This is a genomic window from Sulfuricurvum sp. PD_MW2 (assembly GCF_002633015.1).
Classification (GTDB): Bacteria; Campylobacterota; Campylobacteria; order Campylobacterales; family Sulfurimonadaceae; genus Sulfuricurvum.
In genome coordinates this window covers 37,840-56,734 of record NZ_NSIU01000003.1, presented here as the reverse complement: position 1 = coordinate 56,734, position 18,895 = coordinate 37,840, and the positions used below count along the sequence as shown (strand labels likewise).

At 42.1% G+C, this 18,895-nt stretch carries 15 protein-coding genes; 12 read left to right on the top strand and 3 right to left on the bottom strand.

Translation table 11 applies throughout. The annotated features are described in order from the left end of the window. The first annotated feature begins 50 nt into the window (after positions 1-50). From CJD30_RS02820 to recG, 8 genes are all read left to right on the top strand, one after another. Complete coding sequence (locus CJD30_RS02820) at positions 51-620, top strand: hypothetical protein (protein ID WP_294916102.1); 570 nt, start codon at positions 51-53, stop codon at positions 618-620. Between the two features lies 1 nt (position 621). After that, entirely contained in the window at positions 622-1,785 is a 1,164-nt protein-coding gene (locus CJD30_RS02815; protein ID WP_294916101.1) for an aminoacetone oxidase family FAD-binding enzyme, read from the top strand. A gap of 36 nt (positions 1,786-1,821) precedes the next feature. Then, the gene (kdsA, locus tag CJD30_RS02810; protein WP_294916100.1) at positions 1,822-2,622 is read left to right on the top strand and encodes a 3-deoxy-8-phosphooctulonate synthase; all 801 of its coding nucleotides are present in this window, start codon (positions 1,822-1,824) and stop codon (positions 2,620-2,622) included. 2 nt (positions 2,623-2,624) lie between these two features. Continuing rightward, positions 2,625-3,092: a 6,7-dimethyl-8-ribityllumazine synthase gene (gene ribH, locus CJD30_RS02805; protein ID WP_294916099.1), complete on the top strand. Its 468-nt coding sequence runs from the start codon at positions 2,625-2,627 to the stop codon at positions 3,090-3,092. Further along, positions 3,092-3,490, top strand: coding sequence for a transcription antitermination factor NusB (nusB, locus tag CJD30_RS02800; protein ID WP_294916098.1), 399 nt, complete (start codon positions 3,092-3,094; stop codon positions 3,488-3,490). The genes ribH and nusB overlap by 1 nt, the downstream gene beginning before the upstream one ends. 6 nt (positions 3,491-3,496) lie before the next feature. After that, a complete protein-coding gene (locus CJD30_RS02795; protein WP_294916097.1) occupies positions 3,497-4,543 on the top strand; it encodes a dehypoxanthine futalosine cyclase in 1,047 nt (348 codons plus the stop codon). After that, positions 4,540-5,826 carry a pitrilysin family protein gene (locus CJD30_RS02790; protein ID WP_294916096.1) on the top strand — a complete coding sequence of 429 codons (1,287 nt, stop codon included), beginning with the start codon at positions 4,540-4,542 and terminating at the stop codon, positions 5,824-5,826. Before CJD30_RS02795 ends, CJD30_RS02790 begins: the two co-directional genes overlap by 4 nt. A gap of 96 nt (positions 5,827-5,922) precedes the next feature. After that, on the top strand, positions 5,923-7,707 hold the full coding sequence (gene recG, locus CJD30_RS02785; protein ID WP_294916095.1) for an ATP-dependent DNA helicase RecG: 1,785 nt from the start codon (positions 5,923-5,925) through the stop codon (positions 7,705-7,707). Here the strand turns inward: recG and raiA are convergent. Further along, a complete protein-coding gene (gene raiA / locus CJD30_RS02780) occupies positions 7,704-8,240 on the bottom strand; it encodes a ribosome-associated translation inhibitor RaiA (RefSeq protein WP_294916094.1) in 537 nt (178 codons plus the stop codon). The genes recG and raiA overlap by 4 nt on opposite strands. Positions 8,241-8,524: 284 nt before the next feature. Between raiA and CJD30_RS02775 the strand changes: the two genes are divergently transcribed. Genes CJD30_RS02775 through CJD30_RS02760 form a run of 4 tightly spaced genes read left to right on the top strand, consistent with a single transcriptional unit; the run spans position 8,525 to position 15,153 of the window. After that, a complete protein-coding gene (locus tag CJD30_RS02775; protein ID WP_294916093.1) occupies positions 8,525-13,102 on the top strand; it encodes a hypothetical protein in 4,578 nt (1,525 codons plus the stop codon). Positions 13,103-13,134: 32 nt separating this feature from the next. Beyond that, entirely contained in the window at positions 13,135-13,779 is a 645-nt protein-coding gene (locus CJD30_RS02770) for a hypothetical protein (RefSeq protein ID WP_294916092.1), read from the top strand. Beyond that, positions 13,776-14,711, top strand: a complete 936-nt coding sequence (locus tag CJD30_RS02765) for a type II secretion system protein (protein WP_294916091.1) — start codon at positions 13,776-13,778, stop codon at positions 14,709-14,711. The genes CJD30_RS02770 and CJD30_RS02765 overlap by 4 nt, the downstream gene beginning before the upstream one ends. Then, the gene (locus tag CJD30_RS02760; RefSeq protein WP_294916090.1) at positions 14,698-15,153 is read left to right on the top strand and encodes a type II secretion system protein; all 456 of its coding nucleotides are present in this window, start codon (positions 14,698-14,700) and stop codon (positions 15,151-15,153) included. The genes CJD30_RS02765 and CJD30_RS02760 overlap by 14 nt, the downstream gene beginning before the upstream one ends. Positions 15,154-15,204: 51 nt before the next feature. On the opposite strand, the gene CJD30_RS02755 is transcribed toward CJD30_RS02760, so the two are convergent. Further along, positions 15,205-15,582 (bottom strand): response regulator, encoded by a 378-nt coding sequence (locus tag CJD30_RS02755; RefSeq protein WP_294916089.1) that lies wholly within the window; start codon positions 15,580-15,582, stop codon positions 15,205-15,207. Between the two features lie 19 nt (positions 15,583-15,601). Continuing rightward, positions 15,602-18,889 carry an ATP-binding protein gene (locus CJD30_RS02750; RefSeq protein WP_294916087.1) on the bottom strand — a complete coding sequence of 1,096 codons (3,288 nt, stop codon included), beginning with the start codon at positions 18,887-18,889 and terminating at the stop codon, positions 15,602-15,604. Between the last annotated feature and the right edge of the window lie 6 nt (positions 18,890-18,895).

The following is an 18,895-nucleotide window of genomic DNA, read 5'->3' as shown; positions in this document are numbered from 1 at the left end:
AATAGTTATAGTGATATTATAGCCAATCATTTTTTGGCTACACTTTCATCATGAAATATCTAATAATCTTTTTATCTTTGATCCCGATGATCTCCATGAGTGTTTTTTTCCTCTACGGTTTTGGGATTGAGTGGTTTGATGCATTCGTACAATGGTTGCAAAATGCGTTTGGATTTACATTCCCGGTAGTGAAGAATAAACCCTACTATCTCTCAAAAATCGCAGGGTTGAGTGCGTTATGGATTTTTATCCTCGCATTTTGGGTTCAGCCGCTTCGTACGTATGTTCGATTTGATCTGGTGGAGTTTAAAAAACTGCTCGGTGCTTTTGCTCTTGCATACGCAACGTTGCATATGGTGTTATTTTTTGCATCCCACCAATTTGCTCTTGGCCATATTGGAAAATTATTCATCGATCATCTTTTTTTGAGTGTCGGCTTGGGGGCATTGATGGTACTCTCCATTGCTTCGCAAGTTAAGTCGTGGTATAAAATTCTCTATATTGGAGTCGTATTGGTCATTGTCCACCTTCTGCTCGGCTACCGTATGTTGGAGAGCACGCATATCATTGCTGTTTCATTGCTAAGTCTCGGTTTGGCACTTCGGCTCATTAAGCGTTAGAATGAAACACTACGATGTTATTATCCTCGGAGGAGGCGCAGGCGGATTGATGTGTGCGGCACAGCTGCGTCAAAAAAGTACTCTCTCTATCGCTATCATCGAGGGGAATAGTCGCCCTGCGCTCAAACTCAAAGCCAGCGGTGGTGGGAAATGCAACCTCACTAATGTAGAGGTCGATGAGAGCCATTATCTAGGGGATCAAAGCCTTATAAAACACGTCTTATCAGCATTTCCACAAAAGGCTCTTTTGGAGTATTTTCGAGAGGGCGGTTTGCGTCCCGTGATACGCAAAGAGAGGTACTATTTTTGCCCGAAAAGCTCTGATGAAGTGATCTCTATTTTGGTAGGAAAAACCAGCGGATGTGATTTGCTTTTGGGACATAAAATCCTCACACTAGAGGGAGAGTCTCCTTTTGTCGTTACCACGGATAAAGGGAAATTCAGCGCCAGAAATGTGGTTGTCGCAACCGGAGGAGCGAGTTATAAAGAACTCGGTGCGAGTGACATTGGGCTCAAAATTGCCCAAAACTATGGGATCAAAACGGTACCGTTTTCCCCTGCATTGGTCGGGTTGACCTTGCAACCCAAAGAATTTTGGATGAAAGAGCTTAGCGGGATCAGCTGCAGAGCGCGGATTCATGTCGCGGGGAAAACGCTTGATGAGGATTTGCTCTTTGCCCATAAGGGGATCAGCGGACTGGTTGTCCTATCAGCATCGCTCTATTGGTTCAAAGGGGAGATCGTGATCGATTTTCTCCCCGATTTTGATCTAAATACTCTGAAATATGAGAAAAAAAGTATCTCTACGGCACTCCCTTTGCCCAAACGGTTGTTGAAAGCTTTTTTAGAAGCGATAGAATTGGAGGATAAAGCGTGTAACCGTTTGAACCCCAAAGAATGGGAAAAACTTTCGAGCATTCAAAACTATGCAATGGCTCCGTCAGGGACGTTTGGTCTCTCCAAAGCCGAAGCGTGTCGCGGCGGAGTCGCGTGCGAGGAGATTGATCCCTTTACGATGGAGTGCACGCGTATCAAAGGGCTCTATTTTATCGGTGAAGTCGTTGATGTAACGGGGGAACTTGGGGGATACAACTTCCAGTGGGCGTTTGCTTCTGCGGTGGTTGCGGCTTTGTCGATTTGCTCAACCTCTTTTAAACCAAAATGAGTACAATATGAACATTAACTTAATAGGAGTCTATCAATGATCCTACTTGCCGGACCATGTGTCATCGAGAGCGAAGAGTCGATTTTCAAAATCGCCAAAAGCTTGGAACGTTACCAAAATGACCCACGCTTTGATTTTTATTTTAAATCGAGTTTTGACAAAGCCAACCGCACCTCATTGGAGAGCTATCGCGGACCTGGGATTGAAGAGGGACTTCGGATCCTGCAAAAAGTAAAAGATGATTTCGGCTACAAAATCGTCACCGACGTGCATGAGAGTTACCAAGTTCCTGTTGCAGCGGAAGTGGTCGATATGATTCAAATTCCGGCATTTTTGTGCCGCCAAACCGATCTTTTGGTTGCAGCAGCAAAAACGGACAAGATTGTAAACATCAAAAAAGGGCAATTTATGACCCCTGCCGATATGCGCTTTTCGGTAGGAAAAGTCCTCAAAACCCGCGGATGCGATGAGGTGAGTTATGAAGCTTCCCAAAAACACGGAGTACTACTGTGTGAGCGGGGTTCCTCTTTCGGATACGGGAATTTGGTAGTTGATATGCGCTCATTGGTCATTATGCGCGAGTACGCTCCCGTCATTTTCGATGCGACGCACTCGGTACAGATGCCGGGGACGGGGACGGGTAAAACGGGAGGGGACAGCTCGATGGTCCCTCACCTTGCGCGTGCTGCCGCTGCCGTAGGGGTGGACGGATTTTTCTTTGAAACCCATTTTGATCCGATTTGCGCTTTGAGTGACGGACCGAATATGTTAAAATTAGAACAACTTGAAGCGCTTAGCGAGACGCTTTTAAAACTTGATACATTAAAAGGAAATTGAAGATGAATTTGATTGAAGGTAAGCTCCGCGTTATTCCGGGTAAAAAAGTTGCTATCGTTAGTACCCGTTGGAACCATTTCGTTGTGGATCGTTTGGTAGAAGGGGCAAAAGATGCATTCGCACGTCACGGCGGAGACGATGCAGATCTAACCCATGTTTTGGCTCCTGGAGCATTTGAATTGCCGATGGTCATAGAGCAGTTGCTTAGCAGCGGCAAATACGATGCCGTATGTGCTCTCGGTGCGGTTATTCGCGGTTCAACTCCGCATTTTGATTATGTCTCTGCAGAAGCGACCAAAGGGATTGCAACGGTGAGTTTAAAACACAAAAAACCGGTATCGTTTGGATTGTTGACTACCGATACAATCGAGCAGGCGATTGAGCGTGCCGGAACCAAAGCAGGGAACAAAGGGTTCGAAGCGATGACGGTTGTGATCGAGATGTTAGATCTTTATGAGGCGATCAACTAATGGCAACACGTCATCAAGCCCGTATGGCAGTTGTAAGTCTTTTGTACGCGTATGATTTGGGGAACCAAAGTATCGCCGATTTCAGCGATGAGATTCTCGAAGAGAAAAAGATCCGTAACAAACAGCGTGATTTTGCTCTGGATTTGTTCAAAGGGGTGACAGAGCAGCTTGAAAAAATCGACGAAGCGATTGTCAAACATCTCAAAGATTGGGATTTTGACCGTCTTGGATCGATTGAGCGCGCGACGCTTCGTTTGGGAGCGTATGAGATCATGTTCGGAGAACTCGATTCTGCCGTTATTATCAACGAAGCAATCGAAGTAGCCAAAGCATTTGGAAGCGAACAATCTCCAAAATTTATCAACGGTGTCCTCGACGCTATTTCGAAAGATAAATAAACCACAATGCGCCTTAGTAAAGAACAAGCACTAGAACTGATCCGCAATGCTGATCTCAAAGAACTTGGGAAAATGGCGACTGCGCGTAAAAAAGAGCTTCATCCCTATGGGATTACGACCTTTGTCGTAGATCGTAATATCAATTACACCAATGTCTGTTGGGTTGATTGCAAGTTTTGTGCATTTTACCGCCACGGTAAAGATGAAGACGCCTATGTACTCACCTTTGAAGAGATCGATCAAAAAATCGATGAACTTCTCGAAATCGGCGGAACCCAGATTTTATTTCAAGGGGGAGTTCACCCTAAACTCAAAATTGAATGGTATGAAGATCTGGTAGAACACATCCATACGAAATATCCGACGATCACAATTCACGGATTTTCTTCCATCGAGCTCGATTTTATCGCCAAAGTTTCCCATATCTCGATCCAAGAGTGCTTGTCTCGTTTAAAAGCCAAAGGGCTCGCCTCGATTCCGGGCGCAGGGGCAGAGATTTTGAGTGATCGGGTTCGCGATATCATCGCTCCGAAAAAAATGGATTCGCTCGATTGGATCGATGTTCATCGTCAAGCGCATAAATTAGGGATTATGTCTACGGCTACGATGATGTACGGTACCGTCGAGACGGATGAAGAGATCATTGAGCACTGGGATTTGATCCGTAATCTTCAGGATGAAACACATGGATTTCGGGCCTTTATCATGTGGTCGTTTCAGGGACAAAATACCCAATTGATGATCGAGCATCCTGAGATTGAAAAACAATCTTCCAATCGTTATCTGCGTCTTTTGGCGGTAGCGCGTTTGTATCTGGATAATTTCCCCAATATCCAAAGTTCATGGGTAACCCAAGGACCGTACATCGGTCAAATGGCACTTCTTTTCGGAGCCAATGATCTAGGCTCAACAATGATGGAAGAGAATGTAGTACGCAGTGCGGGTGCAGGTTTTCGCATGGCGAAAGATGAGATGATTCAGCTGATTCGTGATGTCGGGGAAACTCCCGCCATTCGAAATACGGCGTACGAAATATTAGAGACATTCGAGTGATACGTTTTTTCGTAGCGATTTTATTAGTAGGGCAAGCACTTATGGCAAGTACATTGGATTTTATTGAGATTCACGGGATCAAAGTCCCTTTTATTTTTGAGCAAGACAAACGTCTTCCGATTGTATCGATGCAAATTGTATTTACCCACAGCGGCAGTATTGATGAGGGAAAACATTACGGATTGGCGCGTATGAGTGCCAAAATGTTAAATGAGGGCTCTTTGAAACGTGGTTCGGTCGGTTTTGCCGATGCGTTGGATGCTCGTGCAATTCAATTGAGTTCTACGGCAGGAAACGAGACATTCGTTATCGAATTGGGATCGCTCAAAGAGGAGTTTGATACAGGGATTACTCTTTTAAGTGAGCAACTGCGTGAACCGAACTTCACCGATAAAACACTGGAAAAAGTGAAAACGATGGCACTGAGTGACATCGCCCGCAAAGAGGCCGATTTTGATACGGTTGCTTCGGATGAACTTAAAGCGGTACTATTCGAGGGAACCCCGATGGCAGTATCTAACATCGGAACCAAAGAGAGTATCAAAGCAATCCGTCTGAGCGATGTGAGTGGATTTAAAAAAGATCATTTGGTTCTCTCGAATGCACTTGTCGTCATGGGCGGTGATATATCGATGAGCGATGCCAAAGCCAAAGTTCAAGCATTTTTGTCTACGTTCGAGAAAGGAAAAATGGGGCAAGAACGTCATTATGAACCTCGTAAAACTCCCAAAGAATCTATCCTAAAACGTCCGCAAACCGAACAGGCGTATCTTTATTTCGGTGCACCGTTTGAGATGAAAGAGGGTGATAGCGAGTTTTACAAAGCACGTGTCGCAATGTTCATTTTAGGGAGCAGCGGATTCGGAAGCCGCTTGATGGAAGAGATCCGTGTAAAACGAGGCTTGGCATACTCGGCATATTCACGACTCAGTGTCGCTAAAACCAATACCTATTTCAGCGGCTATCTTCAAACGAAACTCGAATCGCAGGCTGAGGCGAAAAAAACGGTCGTCGAAGTGATCGACTCGTTTGTCCGTGATGGGGTAACTCAGAGTGAACTCGATCAGGCCCGCAAGTTTTTGCTCGGCTCCGAACCGTTGCGTGTCGAAACCCTTTCTCAGCGGTTGGGTCGGACGTTCAGCGAATACTACCAAGGCAAACCTTTGGGATACTCTCTCCAAGAATTAGAGCTTATCCGTACGCTGAGCTTGGATGAACTCAACGATTTTATCAAACGCCACGGCGAAATCCGCGATCTTAGTTATGCGATAGTGACAAAATAAACGCCCAAGGAGCAAAGCCCCTTTAGGCTGCGCTAACGCTGCGTTTCCCTCGGCGGGAAGCCCACGCACAGTAAACCGTGCTTAAAGTGATCTCCCATGTTTGCAGAAGATTCTGATAAATTTCACCGTTTAGGGGTCGGTAGTGTTACTGCCCTCTCCCTTATTACTCCCCATTCATTTGAAGATCGCCGCCTAAGCCACGAATTGTTTCATAACGCATCTTGTGTTATAGATGCGACTGTTGAACACGTCATCCGAACCCCGAAAACCCTCAAAGTTACCTTTTTTGCCCATAATTTAGAGTGTGTGATTGAGGGGGTCATTTTTCATCCAAAACCCTATATGATACATCAGTTTCCTCGCGGGGAGCGGGCATTTTTTAGCGGTAAAGCACAGTGGGAAGCGGGAAAATGGAGTATTGTTCATCCCATGAAGATTGGTGCGGTTGGTTCGATCGTACCCATCTATAAAACGCCGCTTCGTGCCGATGTGATGCGTCGCTTGGTTGAAAAGTATATTAGTGTTGAAAATCTTATCGGCGATAGGCTTCCCGAACGTATTGCCAGTGAACTTTATATGCTCCATTTTCCTGAGCTTCCGACACCGCTTAATGAATCGCAGCTGCATGCTCTTAAATTTGCAGAATTATATGAGTATATGCGCCGTCTCAGACTCAAACGGCGTTACCATAAAACCTCATACCGTGCTTCTGGGGATGTTCATGCATGGATGAAAACACTTCCTTTTGCCCTTACGACTGATCAACAAAATGCGATTTCTGAGATCGAGAAGGATCTTAGAGGAGAGTGCGCATCACGGCGTATGATTGTGGGAGATGTTGGATCAGGGAAGACGATGGTGATTTTAGCTTCGGTTGTTTTGATGCGTCCGCATCGCTCCATTTTGATGGCTCCGACGACGATTCTTGCCGCACAACTCTACGAAGAAGCTCAAAAATTTCTACCCCATTTGCGTATTGTTCTTGTTACCAATGCAACAAAAAAGGGCTCTTTAGAGGAGTATGATTTTATCATTGGAACCCATGCACTACTTCATCGCCCACTTCCCGAAGCGGGACTCGTGATGGTGGATGAACAACACCGGTTTGGTACTGCTCAACGCCATGCCCTCACCAAACTCACGGAAAATGATACCTCTCCCCATTACCTCCAATTCTCCGCCACTCCGATCCCGCGGACTCAGGCAATGATCGATTCGGCACATATCGATGTAAGCTTGATTGTCCAAACCCCTTTTACGAAAAATATTGATACCTGTATTATCGGAAAAGGCGATTTTCCGAAATTGCTAGAGCATATTCGATCCGAGATTGCTCAAGATCATCAGGTATTGATTGTCTACCCGTTGGTAGAACAAAGTGAGACGATCAACTATCAAAGCATCGATGAAGCACGGGGATACTGGGAAAAAAATTTTGAAAATGTGTATGTGACGCACGGGAAGGACAAGGAAAAAGAGGCCGTTTTGATGACATTTCGAGAAAGCGGAAATATTTTGCTTGCTACAACGGTGGTTGAAGTGGGTATCTCTTTACCGCGTCTCTCTACGGTCGTCATTGTCGGAGCCGAGAGGTTGGGGCTTTCGACCCTTCATCAACTACGTGGTCGTGTCAGTCGGACAGGATTGCAAGGCTATTGTTATCTCTACAGCAACAAAAGCGGAAAAAATGAGCGTTTGGAGTCATTTACCCGATGTATGAGTGGATTTGAAATTGCGGCGCTTGATTTAAAATTCCGTTCCAGTGGAGATTTGTTGGAAGGGAGTATCCAAAGCGGTAAAAAATTTCGTTGGGCGGATATTGCAGAGGATGAGGCTATCGTGACCGAGGTCAAGGAGTATCTTGACCTCTCTAAAGATTAATACAATCCAAATTTTCCATCGGTACGTTTGTACAAAACGCGCATTTTTCCATCATTATCATAAAAAACTTCAAATATTTTTCCGCTCTCTTTGAGCTTTTCTAGCACTTCGGCAACCTCTTGAGGCTTGAAAAGAATTGGTTCGGCAGGGACGATTTCATCTTCCATCGCTTCTTCTGCTTCGTGAAGATTCACTTTTTGTGCTGCAGCCAATTTTGCTTCGTTCAATCCCTCGTTTTTATGATCGGATAATCGGTCATGGAGACGGCGGAGCGCTTTTTGGGCACGATCAATCGCGATGTCGATAGCGGCATAGAGATCATCGTCACGTTGGGTAATAACGATAGTATTTTTTCCGGCAACATTGATAGTAAACTCAATACTTACGCCTTTTTTGCGCTCATTTGAACTTGCAACAGCGTTTACACTGATGAGATCAAGATGATATTTTTCAAGTGTGTCGATAGAGTGCATCAGATGATCTTTAATGGCATCGCTGAGCTCGATATGGCGTCCGACGAGAGAGATATTCATAATGGTACCACCTTAGTGTAAGATTGAAGAAAATTTGATTATAACACACAAAAAACAAACGTCAAGTATAAATTTTTTTTTGAAACTGCGTTCAAAAATAATTATTAACACATTTTAATCAATGTTTAATCGACATAGGACTACAATCAAAGAATGGCGCTTTATCGATTAGTATATTTTAGAAAACTAGGTAATGGTCGATACTAACTGCTTAGGCGAAATCAGATTTAAAAGATTACTTCAGAGCTCTATTTTTTCTGCCTTAGAACTGAACGGGGGATAAAATGATTATCAATAAACTTTTTTTGAGATGGATAGCTGTATGTGGATGGTTGATAGCCTTATCCGTTCAAAGCTGGGGCGTTTGTCCTACACCTGCTAGTTCTATGGGGACATGGAATGCAACAAGTGGATCAACTTATAATAATCATTCAGGTACTGTTCAGAGCGACGATGCCGATTATTATACGATTACAAATCCAGTCGGTGGACAAATTAATCTATCTGTTACAAATAATTCATCAAACCGTCAATTAACTGCTACTTTATACAGTGATGCAACATGTAGCGCAACATCTGTATGGACTTCAGGAGTAATGGCAGGTGGCTCTTCCCAATCTGCAACAATTAATGTTACTGCAGGAACTACATATTATCTTTATTTGGTCGGCGGTGCTTCGAATCAAGACACTTCATACACGTTTAGTGCTAATAAACCAGTCAAAGGGCATGCCCTTTTGCATGAAAATCCCTTTAGCCCTGTATTTGGAAATGACGGACTAAAGCTGTTTGGGGATTTTACGTCTACCGGTAATTCTGTTTTATGCCAGAATAATGGTTCTGGTGGATGTAACAATAATTACAATGGTTATTTATATGATTCTAATGTAATCTATAAAAACGAAGGGTCGATGACATTAAATTCAGCATCGTCTATTTTGACTTTGCCGGCCAATATTACCGGTGTAGAAATACAATGGGCAGGGTTATACTGGCAAGGGCATATTGCGGATCAAGATGCGGCACATTACACGTCATCAACGAAAGTTCAGGAGAGAGGCAATGTATCTTTTCGTCTTCCTGATGGGACAACTCAAGACCTAAGTGCAGACAGAGTCTGGTACCATGATTTTTGGGGAGATGGAACAGGTCAAGACGGCGGATTTCGCTCTTTTTATCAAGGGTACAAAGATGTTACATCCCTCGTAAAATCGCATTTGGTTAATGGAACATCACAGTCATTTACTGTTGGAAATATTAAAGCTAACAGCGGACAAGATTGGTATTCATATTTATATGTAGGACCTGGTGCCGAATATGATGGGATTAAATTTGGTTTTTGGGGGAACTGGTCTTTAATTGTTGTATACAAATACGATGCGGCAAGCATGCCATCGGGTACTAAGTTGAAAAATATCAATGTATTCAATGGTTTCGATGCAATGATTCCACTACCTGTAACCGGATATGAAACATCGAATGTTGTCATTCCTATCAGTGGTTTTTTAACGCCAAAATCAGGTACTGTGAATGCTGAAATGCTTTTTTATGCTTCAGGAGGAGAAAAGCTTATTCAAAGAGACGCATTCTATATTCAAAATGCAAATGCTGGAAATGCGTATCAAACCGTCTCAAATACCTTGAATCCTGCAAATAATCCATTTAACGGATCCGTTTCAATTGATGGTAGCCCTATTAATAGTGCAATCAGCTATTATCCTGGAATGGACTTGGATACGTTTAATGTTTCAAGTTATATGAAAAACAATCAGAGTACAACATCGTTGAAATTGGAAGCTACATTCAGTAATAGCAATGGAGATCAATCAACTCCAGGGGTTATCGCATTTTCGACCGATTTGTATACACCATCTTTTTGTTATGACTATGGATATGAACAAAACGGACTTCCGTTTACGGAAGAAAACAATGGAACAGCAATGCCGTATATCACTGGTGTATTACCTAATACATCGGATATCGCTGTGAGGTTATATATCCGTAATCAGGAAAATTCGGATGTGAGTGCTAACAATGTATTTCTCAATATCTCAGATATCAACAGTACTCAAGTAATATATAAACGAGACAGTGTCGGAGTAACATATCCTAATCAGTATACTCCTACCTATAAAACAGATGCAGCATGGCCTGTTAGTGTCAGTGATACGAACATTAATAATATACCTCTTGGAAATATCGGAGGAAAAGGGTATGCATATACCTATTATTCATTAATTCCGCAACGCATTGGAAGTATTAGAGCACCGATACGGGGAAGTTTTTCGTATGATTTAGTCATTCCCTTAGCAAACGGGACAAGTTTGACACTCCCTTATAGCGCTACGATCGGTGGAACAGGGTTGCCAATGTGTTCGGGAGAGAACTTCAGTTACACTCCTGAATGGGGGATATTTAGTGTTGTTGATGCAGGACTGTATGACAGTGCTACCAATGCAAATAATACCAGCGGAAAAAAATATTACGATTTGACCACACAAGTGGTAAAACGCCCGGGGAATTTTCGTATTGCATCTTTTGAACCTGCAAATCTGGATAAGCCAAAAGCTGTTACAACGATAGTTGCAGTAGAGATGATAGATGCGAGTCCCTTCCATGATGTTGACGCGGCATGTCGAGAACCATCGAGTGCTATTAGCCCGCGTGTATGGATGAGCTTTGAGAATAATGTTTCTCAGGTTAGTTTTAATGCTGCAACCATCCAAAATGCGATTAACAACGGTATGGTATCAGATGTTATTACAGGGCAACCATCACCTATTACGTTGGCATCAGATTTTTTCAAAACGGCAACACCGAATGCAGCTTTTAGGGTAACTTTTAATACTTTAGCTGATCAAAACGACTCACTGATTCATATTCAGCAAACCAGTCAGGGGATTCGTATCGATAACTTTTCAAATGTTCATCAAGTATATCCGCACTGTCAGCAATATGTTATCAATCCAAACAATAGCGGAACGACTAATTTAACATCGGTTGCATGTTCAGATAATGGAAATCACAGTACATACAGAGATGTTGCTATCTGTCTGGAGTGTTTATATGGAGCGAGAACGCAAGTTTTGTGTTCCAGAGATAATTTTGCGATTCGTCCAGAAAGCTATACCGTAACGTTAAAAGATATGAATCAAACCAATCATACAGTAGCACAAGTTTTTGCTCCAGGCTATAACGGTGTATTGGTTCCTAACACAGGAAGAATCGATGTCGCTAGCGGATATACGTATGGAGTTGATATCAATGCAACAAATCATCTTGGAAATGCCGCAAGCCCAGGGTATACTCGATACTTCGGAACGGGAGGACAAGATTATAATATTACCCTCGTCTGGGAACCTTCCAGTACAAAAACTGGGTGCAACGATATCAACAGTAAACCTCAAAATATAAATGTGATAAACGGTACGGTTAATTCGGAAGCGAATTTGTCTCAAGTGGGTGAATACCGTTTGAATGTTATCGACAAAACATGGACGGCTGTGGATTGGGATTCTATGAAGCAATTGCATCAGAGCGGCACCCATTTTCTCTCCGGTGCAGAGTGCGGACTAAACAGTCATGATGTTCCTATGCAGTCATCTGCTGTAACATTAGCCGGAACAACGTTAGGTAATCTGGTTGGATGCGATATCAGCAGTACCCATGACAATGTTGATACCGGTCTTAAATACAGAGATTATCTGTTGACATTTCATCCGTATAAATTTGATATGAGTACTATCGGTTTTGGTACCGGTATTCTTCCTACTACGATTGCATCAGGTGGAAAAGGATTTTCTTATATGTCAAAAATCAGCAGAGATGACAGTATGGATATGTCCTTGCGCGCAACCGGCAATATCAAAGCAGCGGGATATGACAATCTTGTCAACTCAAATTTTGTAAAAAATTGCTATGCCAAAGATTTGAATTTGTCGATGATCAGTAAGAATAATTTAACGCATCCGCAAGGGGCTAAATACCAAATCCGTTTCAGAGATTATAATAGCTCAGATACGAATACAACGAATCTAATTTATGATAGCAATGCTACAAATATTAATACCTCTGGGTTAGTCATGAAATTGACATCCATTGCAGATACAAATTTTACAAAAAGTACTGCGGGTTCTTTGTATACGGTAAGCCGGTTGAACTACGATCGTAATGTAACGGTGCCATTAACGCCTATTACCGCGCAGTTCTCAGAATTTGATGTCAAATGTCTTTCGACCACCGAGTGTAAGATGCAGGCAGATTTGAGCGCTACCCATCAAGCCTTGGGTGCAAAAACGATGGATTTTAATGTTACTTATGCGTATGGACGTATTAATCCGCTTGATGTGCGGGTATTCGGAAATGTTGATTTTACTGCAAATGGATGGTATGAGGTATATCAAGTGCCTATGCTTGCAGGCAATGTATTGGCTCCGAGTCGAAATGCACCGTTGTGGTTCATTAACAGATTGCATGATGATAACAATGATGGAAACAGTGATGTGACAATTATTTCACCCAATACATTGGCGCTTCCAGTTAACAGTGATATGATGAATCCGCCGAATCAAGGGATGGAAACCTACAGCTTTACTAAAATAGGTTCCGGAAATATCCCATATAGTGGGAAAGCTCATATCAATACTGATCCGTGGCTGTGGTATGGTGTGAATGCACTTGATTATATTGATCCATCTTCAACAAATCTGAACTGTCAAACCCACCCGTGTTTTAATATCAATATCGTACCGGATATTGGTCGTGCAGGAAGTGCTACCGAAGTGGAACTGCGCAGTAATAAAATTAACAAAGCGACGTCAAAAACACGTGTACAGTATGATTACACGCCGGCGACACGATAATGAGAAGTATAGCAATGCGTAGGGCTATGGCCATGATTGAGCTTATCTTTGCAATTGTTATTATTGCAATCAGTGTTATCACGATTCCATCCATGATGAATATAGCGAATAACGCTTCAAAAGGGATGATGATTGATGAAGATATTCTAAAGAGGATGATGGGAGAAATTACTAAAGTATCTCAGGCTCGATGGGATCAAAATTCAAGCGAACCTAGCTTCTATCCATTGCAGATTGCGGGGGATATGCAATGCGATCGAAACGTTAGCGGGACATTCTATCGACGCAATCCAAACTCCAGCATACCATGTTCTTCGAATGTTCCAAGGATGGGAGCTGCACCTGCAAACGGGGACTTAAACTTGAGTCGCGGAATTGAACAATTGCATAACAATGCGTATAATCTTGAGATCAATGCAACAAGTGGAACGGTGTATACTGTTCCGATTATCTACAGCGTTAGCTATGTGAACGCTGGTTTGGCGACAGGCCCCAATGCAAACGGTGTTGCAACTGCAACATGGACGTTGGGCTCGTCGACGAACATGAATCCAGCTGCATCCGGAAATCAGACCCATTTAAAACGGATTGTAGCCAGAGTCAATAACGCAAATAATCCAAATGTCGATATGACATTCACGTTTTTCAAATCGAATGTCGGGAAGTTTGCAGAATGAAAACGCTTAAACACAATAAAGCATTTACAATGATTGAAGTGCTGTTCGTTATCGTGATTTTAGGTATTGTCGGCGGGTTGGCATTGGAAGCAGTTCGTCAATACTATAACGGCATTTATCAAACTGGAGAATATACTAAACGAGTGGCTGAAGCCGATCATATGCTAGAGCAAATTTCGAAGTACTTTGAAAACGGAGTATCCTCTTCAATTATCCGTTTGGATGAAAACGATGCCACAGGGTGTTATGGAATCCCGACCAATACCGATACCGATAAAGACTATACAATTGCGTTTATTGCTGTAGATACAGATGGACAAAGGGGATATTGGAATAGTGGTGCAAATCGATTATTGCCTGCATGGTCAAGCGATGTAACAAGCATAGGAAATAGATTAATCTCTTTGGATAGCAATTTTACCGCACTCAATAGTATGAGTCCATTGGTGGATGTTAATAATCCTACTGCAATTTTTCGAAGCGAAGGGATTGCTGAGGGAACGAATGAATGTACTCGTTTTGGGTGGGCAAACGCTTCGAATACAAATGATGTGTATCGTACAGTTGCGCAGATTAACGGAGATCACAATTTAACGTTGAACGGAGTATTGAATATTAACGGAAATGCTAAGCGTGCCTATGTCATGCGGACGGCATACGCATTTCGTGCCAAAAATGGCGAGTTTAATATGTACAGTGGTTTTCAGCCATGGAACAATGAGCGATACAGTTCTTTTACACCACATCTTTTGGGGAACAAAGTGACCCACTTTACGATTTTATACGATAGTTCGAATACAAAGATGAATTCTAATGTCGGAAATATTTATACATTAAAGATATGCATGGAAGGTTTGGATGAAAACTTAAGTGATTCTAGCATTTCGACAAATCAAATATGCCGTGAAAGGATGGTACATGTTCGCTACTAATCGTAAAGGATTTGCGATGATCTTGGCCATATTTGTAGTAGTCCTAATCGCATTAGGCGGCACATTGCTATTATCAAATTCTGCAATCGGAAGCAAATCTATTTCAAATGGTTATCTTAGAAGCCAGGCAGAATTGTTGGCACAAAGTGCAACAGAATATGCCCTTATGAGAGCACAGGGGATCGATACATCCGGAGGATCGTGTTTGAACCAGCTCAATATTACTGTTTATAACTCTAATGGTGCAGTAGCTGGAAACGAAATGTTTGATATTAGCGTTTCATTGGTTTACAGTTTTAGAGGAGCACATGCCGCAGGATGTGCATGGGTTGCAGAGAATACAGGCAATGATACTACGGTATTAATCGATGCAACGGTGAGAGATCATAATTTATCAACAGAATCTATCCAAGTTCATAAACGTTCGTGGGAAAAATTGTAAGAGAAAAAATAGCTTGATTGCCTTTAAGGGCAATCAAGGAGAGAAAGAATATTAAAGCGCCAATTGAGTTATTTTGGCAACAACATCTTTTTCACGAACCGGTTTCATTAAAAAACCGTTAGCACCGCACTCCAATGCTTCACCTTTTTTTGTTTCATCGGTGGTAAGTACGATAACGGGGAGTTGTCGCAGTGATTCATCGGCGCGGATCACTTTGAGCATTTCAATTCCGCCCATTACAGGCATGATAATATCCAAAAGAATAATATCAATGTCATTTTGAGCTTTCAATACACCGATGGCATCAGCTCCATTTTTAGCCTCTACGACAGAAGAGACATGGGGAGTTTTCATTAGCATGGTTTTTAGTAGCTTGAGGTTGATCATATCATCATCAACAGCAAGGACTTTGAGCTTTTTCTCATCCATTTAAAATTTCCCCATTTCTTTAGATAAATTTTTCAAAAACAAGACGTAATAAATCTTTATTGATGATGTTTTTGATGATCTCATGAACATACATAGCATCTTCACTATTTTCCGGAGCGCTTGGATCGATCAGCATCACTAACGATGTTTCGCTCTTAGTATTATGGATTATATCATAGAGATCCTTGAGGTTTAACCCATTGAGTGTTTTATCAAATAAAGCGAGTTTATAGTGATGATCGCGCAGTTCATTACTTAATGCTTCGGTTGAAGTGGCTGTTTTATAGGTATAACCAAGATCATCCAAAATACGGGTAAAGAGTTTTAATTCCAGCATATTTTGTTTGGCTATTAAAATATCGGCATCATAAGCTGAGACGGGGTGAGTTTCTATGCTCAGGCTTTCAGTTTCATTCATTCCTATGATCGGTTCATCTTTATGAACAGGTTCTTCGACAGGGAGAATAGTTTCTTCTTCAATAGTATGTTCCGCTATATCACCTATTTCACTCGCAGGAGAAGTTTCTTGAGAAATATGAACGATATCTTCGGCTGATTTTGGGATGGTATTGATCTCTATAATTTTGTGAGAGAGAAAGTTATTAAGCAATGTAATAATTTCACTTCTCACCAATGGTTTTGTGGTATATTCATCCATTCCTGCAGACATAAATCGTTCTCGATCCCCTTTAAGGGCATTTGCCGTCAAAGCGATAATCGGGATATGGGTTTGTCCATAGTCCTCTTCAAAATCCAAAATTTCTTGGGTTGCTTCGATACCGTCTAGTACTGGCATTTGAATATCCATAAAGATGATGTCGAAATTGCCGTTTTTACGTTTTTCAAATGCTTCAAGACCGTTATTGGCGATAGTGATTTCAAGTCCTAAATCCTCTAACGTTCGACGAATCAGCTTTTGATTAATTACATTGTCTTCGGCAACGAGTGCGGTCGCAGCAAAGCGGGAGTTTTTCTCATCGAATTTTTTGCGGCGTGAAAGTTTTACTTTTCGATTGCTGAATGCTTCTGCGTCATAAGCATCCAACGTTGAACGAATTTTAGAACTATTGAGCGGTTCGTAGAGAACTTTGAAAATATCGATTCCCATAGAGTCGATTTTTTTCATATAAAACGATTTTGTAATCAGTACCAATTGCTCTTGGGAGGATGAATATGCCAAAAGGTCTTCATCGCTTGAGTAATCGTTATCGATAAAGAGCAAATCGTAGTTGACTTGCCGCTCTAAGATTTTTAGTTCATCAAGCTCATGGAAGGTTGTATAGCTCACACCAAAATAATCTAGATACTCTTTAAGGTAGGTATTTTGGAGTTTTTTCTTGGAGTGGCTTTCCAAAATAACGGCATTAATATTGGAGAAAGAGCCTTTGAGAGATTCATTGAGCGTCTCAATCTCTTCAAACTCAAGAGTAAAGAAGAACGTGGTTCCATTACCAGGTTCACTTTCAAGATCGAGTTTGCTTCCCATCAATTCGACAAAACGGCTTGAAATGGTAAGCCCAAGTCCTGTTCCGCCGTATTTACGTGTAATAGAGGTATCGGCTTGTGAAAAGGCTTCAAAAATTCGTGAACGTTGTTCACTTGTAACCCCGATTCCGTTATCTTTGACTTGAAAACGGACGCATGCACGGTTAAGTGTTTCCGACTCGACACGACGGATATCGACGCTGATTGCTCCTCCGCTGTTTGTAAATTTGACGGCGTTGGAGAGAAGGTTGATAATAACCTCTTTGATTTTGGTCGGATCCCCTTTGAGCGGTCGTTCAAGACTCGGATCAATGTAACAAGCAAGGTCGATATGCTTTTCAGAGGCACGGACGGCATACACTTCGACGGCACTTTCAAATTCATCGATCGGATTAAATACAATCTCTTCAATTTCCAGTTTATTACTTTCGATTTTTGAAAGGTCGAGAATATTATTGATAATTTCGAGAAGATTCTCTGAACTTTTTTCAATAATATCGATGAATTCACGCTGTTCATCGTGAAGTTCCGTATCTTTAAGCAGTTCGGTAAAACCTACGATACCATTGAGCGGTGTTCGGATCTCATGGGACATATTGGCCAAAAACATCGATTTGGCCTCGGAAGCTTCCATCGCGAATTGTTTATCGTTAATCGTTTGTTCGATAATACGTTCCAAGAGAGCATACGCCTGTGCAGTTCCGGCAGCGGTATCGAGATTAATGGTATGGCTGAGTATTTCGGCTTCACTGTCATGGGTGTCTTCGGCAACACGGCGCAATACGGATTCAAGATTTTTAATGTTGGTAGTAATCTCTGCGGAGAAAAAATAACCCAAAATTGCAACCAAAACACCTAGAATCCAGATAGAAACAGCAATCATAAGCACTTGTACCGCTTGGTTTTTGACAACAGATGCCCGTTCATCCATCGCGCTGATAAGTACTTTTTCCGCTTCATTGATCGCATCGACTTTTTCGGAAATCATTGCGAACCAGATGCCCGATTGAGTCTCATAGGCTCCGGTTGTACTTTTTTGCAAAATAGCCGTTCGTTCGGTAGTGATGTCTAAAAATAGCTCCGTATTGTCTTCACTGTAAAGTGTGGATTGGAGTTGTGATTGAATCGATTTGTTATTCATCCCTTCGAGATTGAAGGTATCGGCTTTTGCAATGAGGGAGAGCCATTTGTTTAATTCTTCTTCTGATAACGGTGTTGCGCGTGAAAGTACATAGGTAATGTAGTCACGTTCGATACTGCTGAACTCATTTGCACGAACCAATGAGAGATAAGCATAAGAGAGGGAATTCACTTCTTCATCAAAATTCAAAGAAGCAAGATCAGCAAGTTCGTTAATCAAACGTTCTTCGGTTTTCCCGTACAAATCACTAAAGATATAGTTGAAATGGGCTGTCCCTTTATCGACTAAGGGGCGAGAGATGAGAATGTTTTTTTCTAAATCACCGATTAATTTAGAAAGTGCAGTTGCTTTTTTCGCCTCTTCAGGGCTAATTTGTTCAATACTGGAAAGATGTTTTTGATATGCATCGATTTTTTGATCAACAATAGCACGCTGTGCTTGAAGAGATTTCAAGGTGGCAGGAGAAGCATTCCCCATATACATTACAGTCATTCCACGTTCACGGGAGAGGTTGTTAATCAAGTCGTTAAGCTGTTTGTTCCCTTCCAATCGTACTTGGAGTTGACCGGCTCCTTTGTAGCTTGTATAAGAGTGGTAAACGTAATAACTCGCAAGGGTAAATAATATCAGAATCGGTAAGAGACTGATAACACGAAGTCGGTTTCGAAGTCCTAATTGCATAATGTC

What these genes read in the sequence shown, in the direction of transcription:
- CJD30_RS02820 (WP_294916102.1), top strand. Translation starts at nt 51, where the DNA reads ATGAAATATCTAATAATCTTTTTATCTTTGATCCCGATGATCTCCATG.
- recG (WP_294916095.1), top strand. Translation starts at nt 5,923, where the DNA reads ATGTTTGCAGAAGATTCTGATAAATTTCACCGTTTAGGGGTCGGTAGT.
- CJD30_RS02815 (WP_294916101.1), top strand. Translation starts at nt 622, where the DNA reads ATGAAACACTACGATGTTATTATCCTCGGAGGAGGCGCAGGCGGATTG.
- raiA (WP_294916094.1), bottom strand. Translation starts at nt 8,240, where the DNA reads ATGAATATCTCTCTCGTCGGACGCCATATCGAGCTCAGCGATGCCATT.
- CJD30_RS02795 (WP_294916097.1), top strand. Translation starts at nt 3,497, where the DNA reads ATGCGCCTTAGTAAAGAACAAGCACTAGAACTGATCCGCAATGCTGAT.
- CJD30_RS02770 (WP_294916092.1), top strand. Translation starts at nt 13,135, where the DNA reads ATGATTGAGCTTATCTTTGCAATTGTTATTATTGCAATCAGTGTTATC.
- CJD30_RS02755 (WP_294916089.1), bottom strand. Translation starts at nt 15,582, where the DNA reads ATGGATGAGAAAAAGCTCAAAGTCCTTGCTGTTGATGATGATATGATC.
- ribH (WP_294916099.1), top strand. Translation starts at nt 2,625, where the DNA reads ATGAATTTGATTGAAGGTAAGCTCCGCGTTATTCCGGGTAAAAAAGTT.
- nusB (WP_294916098.1), top strand. Translation starts at nt 3,092, where the DNA reads ATGGCAACACGTCATCAAGCCCGTATGGCAGTTGTAAGTCTTTTGTAC.
- CJD30_RS02765 (WP_294916091.1), top strand. Translation starts at nt 13,776, where the DNA reads ATGAAAACGCTTAAACACAATAAAGCATTTACAATGATTGAAGTGCTG.
- CJD30_RS02775 (WP_294916093.1), top strand. Translation starts at nt 8,525, where the DNA reads ATGATTATCAATAAACTTTTTTTGAGATGGATAGCTGTATGTGGATGG.
- kdsA (WP_294916100.1), top strand. Translation starts at nt 1,822, where the DNA reads ATGATCCTACTTGCCGGACCATGTGTCATCGAGAGCGAAGAGTCGATT.
- CJD30_RS02750 (WP_294916087.1), bottom strand. Translation starts at nt 18,889, where the DNA reads ATGCAATTAGGACTTCGAAACCGACTTCGTGTTATCAGTCTCTTACCG.
- CJD30_RS02760 (WP_294916090.1), top strand. Translation starts at nt 14,698, where the DNA reads ATGTTCGCTACTAATCGTAAAGGATTTGCGATGATCTTGGCCATATTT.